Genomic DNA, 11,970 nt, shown 5'->3' on the forward strand with positions numbered 1-11,970 from the left:
GCGCAGAACGCGATTCTCACCCGTACCGGATTGGCCTGCCCCCGAATGCAGCTCACCGGCAGGTTTTCGACGCCGCAGAACGCGATTCTCACCTGTACCGGATTGGCCTGCCCCCGAATGCAGCTCACCGGCAGGTTCGCGACGCCGCAGAACCCGATTCTCACCCGTACCGGATTGGCCTACGCCCGAAGGCAGCTCACCGGCAGGTTCGCGACGGCGCAGAACGCGATTCTCACCTGTACCGGATTGGTCTACGCCCGAAGGCAGCTCACCGGCAGGTTCGCGGCCGTCTCGTTCTGGACCGACGGAGCGGGGGAGCGAAGCGGAGGAGCGGAGGAGGGAAGAACGAGACCTCGGGGCCGCGAACCCGCCGGAGCGGAGCGGAGGCAGAAAACAGAGCACCGTAGACTTCGGGGTTGACATGCCGCTGTTTTGCCATGCCGAGGAGTGACTCCGATTAGCAGCTTCGCCGACAAGACGTTCACCGATCCCAGCCGGATCAGGAACTTCTGCATCATCGCGCACATCGACCACGGGAAATCGACCCTGGCCGACCGCATGCTGCAACTCACCGGAGTGGTCGAGGAGCGGGCCATGCGCGCCCAGTACCTGGACCGCATGGACATCGAGCGTGAACGCGGCATCACCATCAAGGCCCAGAACGTGCGGCTGCCGTGGCAGGTCGACGGCGAGGACTACGTCCTGCACCTGATCGACACCCCGGGACACGTCGACTTCACCTACGAGGTGTCGCGTGCGCTGGAGGCGTGTGAGGGCGCGATCCTGCTCGTCGACGCGGCGCAGGGCATCGAGGCGCAGACCCTGGCCAACCTGTACCTGGCCATGGAACGCGATCTCACCATCATCCCGGTGCTCAACAAGATCGATCTCCCGGCCGCGGACCCGGACCGCTACGCCGCCGAGCTCGCCCACATCGTGGGCTGTGAGCCGGAGGACGTGCTCCGGGTGTCGGGCAAGACCGGTGTGGGCGTGCCGGAGCTGCTGAACAAGGTGATCGCGGAGATCCCGTCGCCGGTCGGCGCTGCCGACGCGCCCGCCCGCGCCCTCATCTTCGACTCGGTCTACGACACCTACCGCGGCGTCGTCACCTATGTGCGTGTGGTGGACGGCAAGCTCACCCCGCGCCAGAAGATCAAGATGATGTCCACCGGCGCGACGCACGAACTGCTCGAGATCGGCATCGTCTCGCCCGAGCCCAAGCCCACCGCGGGCCTCGGCGTCGGCGAGGTGGGCTACCTCATCACCGGTGTGAAGGATGTGCGGCAGTCGAAGGTCGGTGACACCGTCACCTCCGCGCGCGACGGCGCGACCCAGGCCTTGGCCGGGTACCAGGAACCGCGGCCGATGGTGTACTCGGGTCTCTACCCGGTCGACGGCTCCGACTACCCGGACCTGCGCGACGCCCTGGACAAGCTGCAGCTCAACGACGCCGCGCTGACGTACGTGCCGGAAACCTCTGTGGCACTGGGCTTCGGCTTCCGATGCGGCTTCCTGGGACTGCTGCACATGGAGATCACCCGTGAGCGCCTGCAGCGCGAATTCGGCCTCGACTTGATCTCCACCGCGCCCAACGTGATCTACCGCGTGGTCATGGAGGACGGCACCGAGCACGTGGTCACCAACCCGTCGTTCTGGCCCGAGGGCAAGGTGCGGGAGATCTACGAGCCGATCACCAAGTGCACGGTGATCGCGCCCAGCGAATTCATCGGCACCATCATGGAACTGTGTCAGTCCCGGCGCGGCGAGCTGCTCGGCATGGACTATCTGTCCGAGACCCGCGTGGAGATGCGGTACACGCTGCCCATGGCGGAGATCATCTTCGACTTCTTCGACTCGCTGAAGTCGCGCACCCGCGGCTACGCCTCGCTCGATTACGAGGAGGCCGGCGAGCAGCAGGCCGATCTGGTCAAGGTGGACATCCTGCTGCAGGGCGAGGCTGTCGACGCGTTCTCGGCCATCGTGCACCGGGATGCCGCCCAGGCCTACGGGCACAAGATGACCACCAAGCTGCGCGAGCTCATTCCCCGGCAGCAGTTCGAGGTGCCGATCCAGGCGGCCATCGGCTCGAAGATCATTGCGCGCGAGAACATCCGGGCGATCCGCAAGGACGTGCTCGCCAAGTGCTACGGCGGTGACATCAGCCGTAAGCGCAAGCTGCTCGAGAAGCAGAAGGAAGGCAAGAAGCGCATGAAGACGATCGGTCGCGTCGACGTGCCGCAGGAAGCCTTCGTGGCCGCGCTGTCCACCGATTCCGCCACCGACAAGAAGAAGTAGCAGACTCCCGGTTGGCCGGTCAGGCGCAAGGTTCGGTATGCAGCCGGAAAATGGGTCTTCCGTACTGATATGCCGGGTGACAAGCTATGTGACGCACCGCTGAGCACACCTCCTCCGACCTGGTGGATGTGACAGACCGGTTATCCGGAAATAGGGTGTGAAACGAGTTTGGTTCGGCGGCCCGCGCGGCGGGTCGCCGAAGCCCTGAGAGCGGAGCCCAGATGACACGTGATCTGCCCTTCGACGACGCTGCCGGTACCGGTGACAACGGCGGAGACGCCGCCTACCGCATAGCCAACGGAGTCGCGCGCGTGGCCAGGGCAGGCGCGTACGTCACCGGTGGCGCGCTCATCGCCGCCGGTGGCAATCACGGCGGTACCCCGGCCATCAACCACGACAGCAAGAACGTGGGCTTGTCGCAGGTCGACGACCCGCAGCCGAATGTGCCGAGCCCGACCATCACCTTCCCGGACCTGACCGCGGATTCGGTGCGCCCGCACCACGGTCCGGCGGCCGCCGCGCCGGTGAACGGGCACTTCGGCCCGCTCGGCGACTACCAGCACGGCACCGACGCGGGACTGTTCCCGTCGCTCGACGCGATCCCGGCCAACGACCCGGCGATCTCCGGCTTCCACGGCCTCGGCCTGCCCGACACCGACACCGGTGCGTCCGGCCTGTCGACCTACGGCCCGCGCCCCGGCTGGGGTCTGCCGCTCGACAATTCCACTGACCAGCAGGCGGATTCGGCTCCGGCCCAGCCGCATCTGCCGACCCTCGACCAGCAGCAGCCGAACTTCCTGCAGGGTCTGCCCGGCTTCCAGCAGGGCCTGCCCGGTTTCGGGCTGCCCGGCGCCACCGGGATGCACCTGCCCGGGATGAACGGCGCGTCCTTCGCGCCCGGCGCCGACACCGGTCTCGCCGACCACTCCGGCGCGTTCGACGGCATCGGCGGTACTGCCGGCCAGGGCACCGGTCTCTTCGTTGGCACCGACTGGTCGTTCGACGCCCATGTCGGGCTGGACGGCGCGTGGATCCACTCGAATCTGTCGGTGGATGTGGGCGTCGGTGCGGTCGGGCACCAGCTCGATGCCTACGGTCAGCAGCTGGGACAGGGGATTTCGCACATTCCGGCGAATACCACGCTGCCGAACAACGGTGGTGCGCCGAGCCTGCCGGGCGCCTCGACGCCCAACAACCTGGGGCAGCCGTTCCCGTCGCAGGGGTCGGCCACGCCCGCTGCGGCGAATTCCGTTCCGGGCCACGGCATGTCCGAGGCGCCGACGGGTTCCGCGTCCACTTCCGCTGTGCCGGGCTCGAATTCGCCCGGAACCGCGAGCGGCTCGCCGCTGAATCTGTCCGGCTCGCCGGTCGGTGCGCCGACCACCGCCGCGCCGTCGGGTCCGCTCTCCCTCGGGACCACCCCGGTCACGCCGTCGGCGCCGGCCGCGCCCGTGACGTTCCCGCCGGCGCCCGCGCCGGTCGCCGCGCCCGTGGCGCCCGCCGCCGTCGCCCCGGTCGCGGCCGCGCCGGTCGCGGTGGTGCAGCCGCTCGCGGTGACGCCGTTGCAGACCACCATCCAGCCCGATGCCGCCAACCAGCCGATCGCGAATCTGCTGTCGACGCACGGCGGTCCGTCGCCGCTGACCGCGCCCGCGGCCGTGGCCCCCGCACTGTTCGATCATGGTCGCCAGCCCGTGCTGGCCAGCGGTGAGCCCACCGCGCCCGGCCACCCGCTGACACTGGCGGACAAGCCGCTCCCGTCGGAGGCCACGCCGACGCCCGCCCCGCACGTCAGCGTGCCGGTCAAGACCGATCCCGCGCCGGTGCTCACCACCGTGCCGCCGATTCCAACCACCAAGATCCCGGGCCTGGACCCCGATCTCACCAAGGGCGGCAGCACCCCGGTCGCGACCGTGCCGGTGACCCCCGGTGGCGACACCGACATCACCGTCAAGCCGCAGAAGCCGGTCGACGATTCCGGGACCCACGGCAGCACGCCGACCATCACGGTGCCTACCGACGATCCCGTACCGACCCATCAGCCGACCGTCACCAACCCGCCGCACCCGACCGCCCCGACGGCGCAGCCGACCGTGCCGACCGTGCCCGATCACGGTGGGCAGCCCAGTGTTTCGGTCGCGCCCGCGCCGACCGTCGCCCCGGCGCCGACCGTGCAGCAGCCGATCACCACGCCGCCGCACATCGACCCGCCGCAGCCGGTGAAACCCATAGCGGACCAGTTCGATTCGGGTAACCACGTGCTGCCGATCGCCGACGACTCCGCGCTGCACCCGCTCTCGGTGCACGACGGCGGTCTGCTGGTGCACGATGCCGGGCTGTTCTCCGGCCTCGGTCCCGATGCCTCGTTCGTCGACGCCCACTCCCCGGTGCAGGGTCCGGGCGATCACATGCTGCTGCTGTGATCGCCCGCGGTCATCAGGTAGCGGTGAAGAATCCCGATGCGCTGGGTCCGCTGGTCGATCTGCTCGACCGGCTGCTCGAACTGACCCACGCCTCCGGCCGGCTCGATCTGTCCGGGCGGCTGGGCATCGCGCGTGCGCGCCTGGCCGACCCGCGGGTGCGGCTGGTCGTGGTGGGCGAATCCAAGAGCGGGATGAGCACGCTGGTCAACAGCCTGGTCGGGGCCGCGGTGAGTGCCACCGAGGGCCAGGCCAGCGTCCCGGTGATCGCCGAGTACGGTCCGCAGCGCAGCGCCACCCTGGTGAAGGCGAGCCCGGGCGGCACCGCCCAGCGCACCGCCGTGGATCCGCAGGCGGCGCTGGCCGAGCTGGATTCCGGTGACGTCATCCGGGCCGAGTTCACCCAGCCCAGCCCGCTACTGGCGGAGGGCTTCGTGGTGCTGGACGCGCCCGGTGCGCCCGCCGAGGCGCCGGCCACCTGGTCGCTGATCGCCGCCGCGGACGCGGTGCTGTACGTGGCCGATGCCCGGGCGCCGTTCACCCCGGCGCAGATCGAGCAGCTGCAGCGGATTCAACAGGTGTGCCCGACAGTCGTCTGCGTGCTCAACAAGATCGACCAGTGTCCGCAGTGGCCACAGGTGCAGCAGCACGACCGGCAGCTGCTCGACGACGCCGGGCTGGCCTTCGCGGTGGCCCCGGCCTCGGCGCGGCTGCACGAGCACGCGGCCGCCTCGGGGGACGGGCAGCTGGATCTGGAATCCGGTGTGCCGCAACTGCTCGACCATCTGCGCTCCTATGTGCTGGGCCGCGCGGACGCCGTCGCGGTGGAGGCCGCGGTGCGCGACATCCGGCTCATCACCGACCATCTGTCGCTGGCCCTGCGCAGTGAGGCCGAGACGCTACGGGATCCGCGCCGGCTGACCGTCATCACCGAGCAGCTGCGCCGCACCCGCGAAGAGGCCGAGCAGCTCCGCCAGCGCTCCGCCAACTGGCAGGTCACCCTGGCCGACGGCGCGGGCGAGCTGATGGCCGACACCGAACACGATCTGCGGCACCGGCTGCGCAGCCTGATCCGCGACGCCGAGGCCGACATCATGAAGGCCGATCCGGTTCGGCGCTGGGCGGATTTCGGCGCGGATCTGGACGCCAAGATCTGTGAGGCGGTGGAGGAGAACTTCGTCATCGCCCACTACCGGTCGGTGGAGCTGGCCGAGCAGGTGGCGGCGAAGTTCCCCGACAGCGGCATCCCCACCCCCGATCTCAAGCTCGACAATCCTGGCGATGTCGGCGCGGTGCTGGAACCCGTTGCCGCGCTGGACAATCTGGACAGCGCCAAGCACGGCATCACCCAGCAGGTGCTGACCGCGCTGCGCGGCTCCTACGGCGGCCTGCTCATGGTCGGCCTGATCACCAGCCTGCTGCACATGTCGCTGGTGAACTGGTACTCCGGCGGCGCTGCGGTGCTGCTGGGCGTGAACGCGCTGTGGGACGACCGCAAGGCTCGCCGCCAGCGCCGCCAGGCCGAGGCCAAGATGGCGGTGGCCCGGCTCATGGACGATGTGATCTTCCAGGTGAGCAAGGAGTCCCGCTACCGGCTGCGCGCGGTGCAGCGCAGCCTGCGCGATCACTTCACCGAGATCGCCACGGCCACACTGCGTTCGGTGGACGCGTCGCTGCGCGCCGCCGAGGAGGCGGCCACCGTGCACTCGGGTGCGGGGCGGGAGGCGCGGCTGACCGAGATCGAGCGTTCGCTGGTCCGGTTGCGCGATATCCGCGAGCACGCCGACGCCATCGGCGAGAACCCCTCGTACTGACGAGAATCCCTGGTACCGAAAGGAATCGGCCGCGAGAGCGGCCGATTCCTTTTTCCCGGTTGTCTTGTCAGCGCCCCGCATGGGCCGGATGGAACTGGCCCACATGATGGGATTCCTCGGCTCGGATCACGTGCATGACCGCGTTGATCAGCGCCAGGTGGGTGAAGGCCTGCGGGAAGTTACCCAGATGCCGTCCGGTCCGTGAGTCGATCTCCTCGGCGTACAGCTTGAGCGGGCTGGCATAGCCGAGCAGCCGTTCGCACAGCTGCCGGGCGCGGTGCAGCTCACCGATTTCCACCAGCGCCGACACCAGCCAGAACGAGCAGATGGTGAACGAACCCTCCTCACCGGACAGGCCGTCGTCGGTGGTCTCGGTGCGGTAGCGCAACACCAGGCCGTTCTCGGTCAGGTCGTCGGCGATGGCCAGCACGGTGGCCCGCACCCGGTGATCGGTGGGCGGCAGGAAGCGGGTCAGCACCACCAGCAACAGTGAGGCATCCAGGGTGTCGCTGCCGTAGCTCTGGGTGAACACGCCCTCGGAGTTGACGCCGTTGTCGAGGATGTCCGCGCGGATCTCCTCGCCGATCTCGTGCCACTTCCGGGCGTAGTCGAATTCCCCGTGCAACTCCGCCAGTTTCGCGCCGCGGTCCAGCGCCACCCAGCACATGACCTTGGAGGAGGTGAAGTGCTGCGGCTCGCCGCGGATCTCCCAGATACCGCGATCGGGACTGCGCCAGTTCTCGATTGCGGCCTGTACCTGTCGTTCGAGCATGGGCCACAACGTTTCCGGCACCTGCTGACGCGACTTCACATGCAGGTAAACGGAATCCAGGATGGTGCCCCAGATGTCGTGTTGGTCCTGGTTGTAGGCGCCGTTGCCGATGCGCACCGGCTGCGCCCCGTCGTAGCCGGACAGGTGGGGGAGTTCGGACTCGGTGATCGTGCGTTCCCCGCCGATGCCGTAGAGCACCTGCAGCGACACGGGTTTGCCGTTGTCGTCGGTGGCGGCATCGTGCAGGAAGGCGAAGAAGTCGTCGGCCTCCCGGTCCAGGCCGAGGGTGTACAGACCCCACAGGGCGAAGGTGGAGTCGCGCACCCAGGTGTAGCGGTAGTCCCAGTTGCGTTCGCCGCCCGGGGTTTCCGGCAGCGAGGTGGTGGCCGCGGCCAGCAGCGCTCCGGTGGGCGCATAGGTGAGGCCCTTCAATGTCAGCGCGCTGCGCTGGAGATAGCTGCGCCACGGGTGATCGGGGAAGCGCCCCAGCGTGATCCACTGCCGCCAGCACTCGGTGGTCTGCCACATCTTCTCCGCCGCCTCGGCGAAGGTGCGCGGCGACGGCAGGTCCGACCAGGACAGGGCCACGAACACCTCATCGCCCTCCTTCATGCGGGTGCGGGCGCGGGCCTCGCGGCCCTCGATTCCCAGCCGCAGGTCGGTGGTCAGGGTGAGGCCCGGGGCGCCCTCGATTTCGCAGGTGGCACTGGCCCTTTCGTACACATCGCCGCTGTAGTGCCAGTTGGCCGGGCCGCGGTGGTAGTCGAAGGCGGGTTCGCAGCTCATCTCCAGTTCGACCACGCCGTTCACGCACTTCACCGTGCGCAGCAGCATGTGCTCGGCATCCCAGTCCATCGGCGTGCGCTTGTGGCTGCGGCTGCGGGACCGGTTGTTGTGCCACGGACCGAGCACCAGTGCGTCGCGCACGATGAGCCAGCCGGTTTCGGTCTGCCAGGTGGTCTCCAGGATCAGCCCGCCGGGCAGATACCGGCGGGCGGCCGGCACCTTACGGCCGTAGGGGCCGATGCGGAAGTGGCCGGCGCTGCGGTCCAGCATGGCCCCGAAGACGCTCGGGGAGTCCGGCCGCGGGATGCACATCCACTCCACCGAGCCGTTGCGGGCGATCAGGCAGTTGGTCTCGCAGTCGGACAGGAAGGCGTAGTCGTCGATGGGGGGAAACACGGAGTGATGCATCCCGCCGGTCGCGGTGGGCAGGAAGGCGTCGGCCATGGTGGGGTCCGCGGGCGAGAGCGGGTCCCGAGGGGCGTCCGCCTCGGGAGGATCGTCATAGTCCTCGTCGGGGTCGATGCCTGTCTCGCTGCCCAGCGGACGATCGGCGGATTCCGGTTCGTCGTACGCATCCATACCACCATGATCGGTCTGAACGGCCCGAATCGTCCACCACCGACTACTCGGCCTAGGCTGGGGTCGTGCATGCGATTGCAGGATGGTGGGACGGCGTCGAACTCTGGGTGGCCGGCCTGCCCTTCGTTCCCCAGTTCGCGGTGGTGCTGGCCGCCATGGTGCCGGTCTGCCTGGCCATCGCCTACCTGCTCGACCGGACGTTGCGGGTGGTGCTGCGGGTCCTCGGCCGTGATCGGATCGCCGCGCGGGAGGCCACGGTCCCCGCCACGTCGCCGCGCCGCATCCGGAAGGAAGCCGCCTGAGATGCCTCGCTCTCGTGTCCAGCTCGCTCTGATCGCACTGCTTGTTCTCGTAGTCGTCGCCTGGTTGTTCACTCGCTGAGCGAGTTTCGGTACCGCTCGGGCGAATTCTCGGCGTACTGTGCAGACCCATGTCAACCGATGAAGGCCTGGAACTGGTGCTGTCCGAAGAAGACTTCGAGGACGAGCCCCGTCTGATCGCCACCCACTACTGCGGCCCCGACGAGGCCATCGACATGGTGAAGGCCGCCCAGCTGCTGGGCCTGGGCGTGCGCCTCACCAACCGCATCCGCCCCGACGAGGAGGATGCCGAGAGCGCCACCGAGGAGTGGATCCTCGACATCCTCGAGACCCCGCCCGTGGTCGAGGGCGACGAGTAACCCTGCGGGTTACCGAGCTTCGAATCGAATGGGGGGGGGGGGGGGGGGGCCCCCCCCCCCCACCCCCCATTTCCTTGTCAGTCGTCGGATCCGCGGATTCGCTTGCCCAGCTTCGACAGTGTGTCGCTGACCTCCTGGCCCATCGTGCCGACCGCGGCCCCGACATCGCGGCCGAGGTTGCGCACGGTGCGGATGAGGGGGTCCTCGGACTGGTCGAAGTTCTCCCGGTAGGACCGGGCGGCGTGTTTGATCTCCTCGCTGATGCGGGCGTTCTTGTCCTGATCCCGGCGCGGGTACTGTCCGTCGAGAATCCGGTCGTAGTCGCCGCTCGCGATCCAGCGCCGCAGTTCGGCCGCCCGCAGCACCGAGAACGGATGGGTCTGCAGCTCCAGATTGAGGAGTTTGAGCACGCCGTCGCGCAGGTCGCCGGCCCGGTCGTAGTCATCGGCCTGGGCCAGGAAGGCGGCATGGCTCATCTGGTCCACCCGCGATCCGCCGGCCAGCTTCATGTGCACCCGGACCGACGCCTCCACGTCCTGTCCGACCAGCAGCCCGGCCCGGTCGCCGGACAGTTCGGACTTGCGGCTCCACTCCAGCAGCGCCGCCACGATGGCGCGTAAAGCCCAGCCACCCACCGGCATCCAGCCGATATTGGCCGCCAGCCGCATCAGGTGCATGAGCATGGTCCGGTAGACCGCATGCCCCGACAGGGCGTGCCCGAGCTCGTGGCCGACCACGAACCGCAGTTCCTCGTGATCGAGCAGATCCAGCAGCCCGGTGGTGAGCACGATGAAGGGCCGGTCCATGCCGATGGTGAAGGCACTGGCCTCCGGCTGCTGCAACACGAACATCTCCGGCGTGCGCTGCGCGTCGAGGATCTTGACCGCGTCCTCGCGCAGCTGATGGATGTTCTTGAACTGCCGCTCGTCGACCCGTACCGCGGTCGCCAGGTACATGAGCCGGTGCTGCCGCTCCTGCAACAACCCGGACAGCGTGCGCAGCAGGGTGTCGAACCCACTCAACTGCCGCAGCCCGACCAGTGCGGTGCGGTCGGCGGGATGCTCCCAGGCGCGAGTGGAGATGCCGGGGAACTCCCGGCGGAGGCGAGCGGGTGTGGTCATGTATTCCCCCGTTGGTGTCAGCAGGCGACGCGGTATCGGGCCGCTCGATACAGTCTGCCGCGTCCGTCCAGGGTTGTGCTCGAGTCGATTCCATTCGCCGTCCGAAACTCGCGACCTGACGTGCTGCTCTGCTAAAGTCGCCGGGTGTCTTCGAGTGTTGTGCCCCAGGTCCGCCATGAATTGGCGTTGATCGCTGTGGGTTGCCTCGCGGTCGCGGACATTCACTGTCGCTGATGGCCGATCGGGCACTGCTGCACGTCTGAGTAGACTTGGCGCGCGCATTTTTTCGCAGTTCGTGTTCGTCCCCCGGCGGCCCTCGGGCCGGAGCGCCACCGTCGCGACATTCCCGAGCGACGGGTCTACGGCAGTACGTCATTCCCGCCGGCCGACGTCCCACCGGCGGGTGCCCCGAAAGGTCCACGCCGATGTCGCGCAATATTCGTCTCTCCCGCCGATCTACCTTCGCCGTCGCGCTCACCGCGGTCGCGGCCACCGTGCTCACCGCCTGCAGCGGCGGCGCGAGCGACACCAAGGACAGCGGTCCGGCCAGTGGAGGCGGCGGCAATATCAACCTCTACGCCTATTCGGTGGCGAAGGCCGCCTACGACAAGGTGATTCCGGTCTTCAACAAGATCGACGCCGGCAAGGGCACCCAGTTCCAGGCCTCCTACGGTCCCTCGGGCGATCAGTCCCGCAAGGTGAAGGACGGCGCCGAGGCGGATGTGGTGAGCTTCTCGGTCGAGCCCGACATCACCCGCCTGGTGGACTCCGGTCAGATCGACGCGGGCTGGAACTCGGACGCCAACAAGGGTGTTCCGTTCGGTTCGGTGGTGGCCATCGCGGTCCGCAAGGGCAATCCGAAGGGCATCAAGAACTGGGACGACCTGCTCAAGCCGGGCATCGAGGTGGTCACCCCCAACCCGTTCAGCTCGGGCTCGGCCAAGTGGAACCTGCTGGCCCCGTACGCCGCCAAGAGCGAGGGCGGCAAGAACCCGCAGGCCGGTCTGGACTACCTGAGCCAGCTGCTCACCCATGTGCACGTGCAGCCGAAGTCGGGCCGTGAGGCCACCGACGCCTTCCTGCAGGGCACCGGCGACGTGCTGATCAGCTACGAGAACGAGGCCATCTTCTCCGAGACCAAGGGCGATCCGATCGAGCACATCGTGCCCGACACCACCTTCCGCATCGACAACCCGGTGGCGGTGCTGAAGAACGCCAAGAACCTCAAGTCGGCCATCGCCTTCCGCGACTTCCTCTACACCAAGGACGCGCAGCAGGCGTTCGCCGAGGCGGGCTTCCGCCCGGTCGATCCGCAGGTGCGCGCGGACCACGCCAAGGACTTCCCGACCCCGCAGAAGCTGTACACCATCGACGATCTGGGTGGCTGGAAGACCGTGGACAAGGATCTGTTCACACCGAACACCGGCTCGGTGGCCCAGATCTACGACAAGGCCACCAAGTAGCCGGGTGACCTGCGACACAAGTGATACTCGAAACCGTGAGT

At 68.3% G+C, this 11,970-nt stretch carries 9 protein-coding genes; 7 read left to right on the forward strand and 2 right to left on the reverse strand.

Annotated elements, in window-relative coordinates; all coding sequences use genetic code 11:
• Positions 1–447: 447 nt before the first annotated feature.
• The 3 genes from lepA to ACIRRA_RS19065 all read left to right on the forward strand — a co-directional run bounded on the left by lepA (position 448) and on the right by ACIRRA_RS19065 (position 6,529).
• Positions 448–2,295, forward strand: coding sequence for a translation elongation factor 4 (gene lepA, locus ACIRRA_RS19055; RefSeq protein ID WP_402769465.1), 1,848 nt, complete (start codon positions 448–450; stop codon positions 2,293–2,295).
• 221 nt (positions 2,296–2,516) lie between these two features.
• On the forward strand, positions 2,517–4,718 hold the full coding sequence (locus ACIRRA_RS19060; protein ID WP_402769468.1) for a hypothetical protein: 2,202 nt from the start codon (positions 2,517–2,519) through the stop codon (positions 4,716–4,718).
• Positions 4,715–6,529, forward strand: coding sequence for a hypothetical protein (locus ACIRRA_RS19065; RefSeq protein WP_402769470.1), 1,815 nt, complete (start codon positions 4,715–4,717; stop codon positions 6,527–6,529). Before ACIRRA_RS19060 ends, ACIRRA_RS19065 begins: the two co-directional genes overlap by 4 nt.
• A 67-nt stretch (positions 6,530–6,596) precedes the next feature.
• Here the strand turns inward: ACIRRA_RS19065 and ACIRRA_RS19070 are convergent, their stop codons facing one another.
• Positions 6,597–8,531, reverse strand: a complete 1,935-nt coding sequence (locus tag ACIRRA_RS19070) for a glycoside hydrolase family 15 protein (RefSeq protein WP_402769851.1) — start codon at positions 8,529–8,531, stop codon at positions 6,597–6,599.
• Between the two features lie 200 nt (positions 8,532–8,731).
• Here ACIRRA_RS19070 and ACIRRA_RS19075 point away from each other — a divergent pair, with 200 nt between their 5' ends.
• Together ACIRRA_RS19075 and ACIRRA_RS19080 are read left to right on the forward strand one after the other, a co-directional pair.
• Positions 8,732–8,968 carry a hypothetical protein gene (locus tag ACIRRA_RS19075; protein ID WP_402769473.1) on the forward strand — a complete coding sequence of 79 codons (237 nt, stop codon included), beginning with the start codon at positions 8,732–8,734 and terminating at the stop codon, positions 8,966–8,968.
• 128 nt (positions 8,969–9,096) lie between these two features.
• Positions 9,097–9,345: a hypothetical protein gene (locus ACIRRA_RS19080; protein ID WP_356997409.1), complete on the forward strand. Its 249-nt coding sequence runs from the start codon at positions 9,097–9,099 to the stop codon at positions 9,343–9,345.
• Positions 9,346–9,422: 77 nt separating this feature from the next.
• Here ACIRRA_RS19080 and ACIRRA_RS19085 read toward each other — a convergent pair whose 3' ends face one another.
• A complete protein-coding gene (locus ACIRRA_RS19085) occupies positions 9,423–10,466 on the reverse strand; it encodes a M48 family metallopeptidase (RefSeq protein ID WP_402769476.1) in 1,044 nt (347 codons plus the stop codon).
• 144 nt (positions 10,467–10,610) lie between these two features.
• Here ACIRRA_RS19085 and ACIRRA_RS19090 point away from each other — a divergent pair, with 144 nt between their 5' ends.
• Entirely contained in the window at positions 10,611–10,700 is a 90-nt protein-coding gene (locus tag ACIRRA_RS19090) for an Ms4533A family Cys-rich leader peptide (RefSeq protein WP_328601465.1), read from the forward strand.
• A gap of 191 nt (positions 10,701–10,891) precedes the next feature.
• A complete protein-coding gene (locus ACIRRA_RS19095; RefSeq protein WP_402769480.1) occupies positions 10,892–11,929 on the forward strand; it encodes a sulfate ABC transporter substrate-binding protein in 1,038 nt (345 codons plus the stop codon).
• Positions 11,930–11,970: the final 41 nt, after the last annotated feature.

The sequence above is a fragment of the Nocardia sp. NPDC101769 genome (assembly GCF_044766925.1).
GTDB lineage: Bacteria > Actinomycetota > Actinomycetes > Mycobacteriales > Mycobacteriaceae > Nocardia.

What these genes read in the sequence shown, in the direction of transcription:
- ACIRRA_RS19095 (WP_402769480.1), top strand. Translation starts at nt 10,892, where the DNA reads ATGTCGCGCAATATTCGTCTCTCCCGCCGATCTACCTTCGCCGTCGCG.
- ACIRRA_RS19085 (WP_402769476.1), bottom strand. Translation starts at nt 10,466, where the DNA reads ATGACCACACCCGCTCGCCTCCGCCGGGAGTTCCCCGGCATCTCCACT.
- ACIRRA_RS19060 (WP_402769468.1), top strand. Translation starts at nt 2,517, where the DNA reads ATGACACGTGATCTGCCCTTCGACGACGCTGCCGGTACCGGTGACAAC.
- ACIRRA_RS19070 (WP_402769851.1), bottom strand. Translation starts at nt 8,531, where the DNA reads ATGGCCGACGCCTTCCTGCCCACCGCGACCGGCGGGATGCATCACTCC.
- ACIRRA_RS19080 (WP_356997409.1), top strand. Translation starts at nt 9,097, where the DNA reads ATGTCAACCGATGAAGGCCTGGAACTGGTGCTGTCCGAAGAAGACTTC.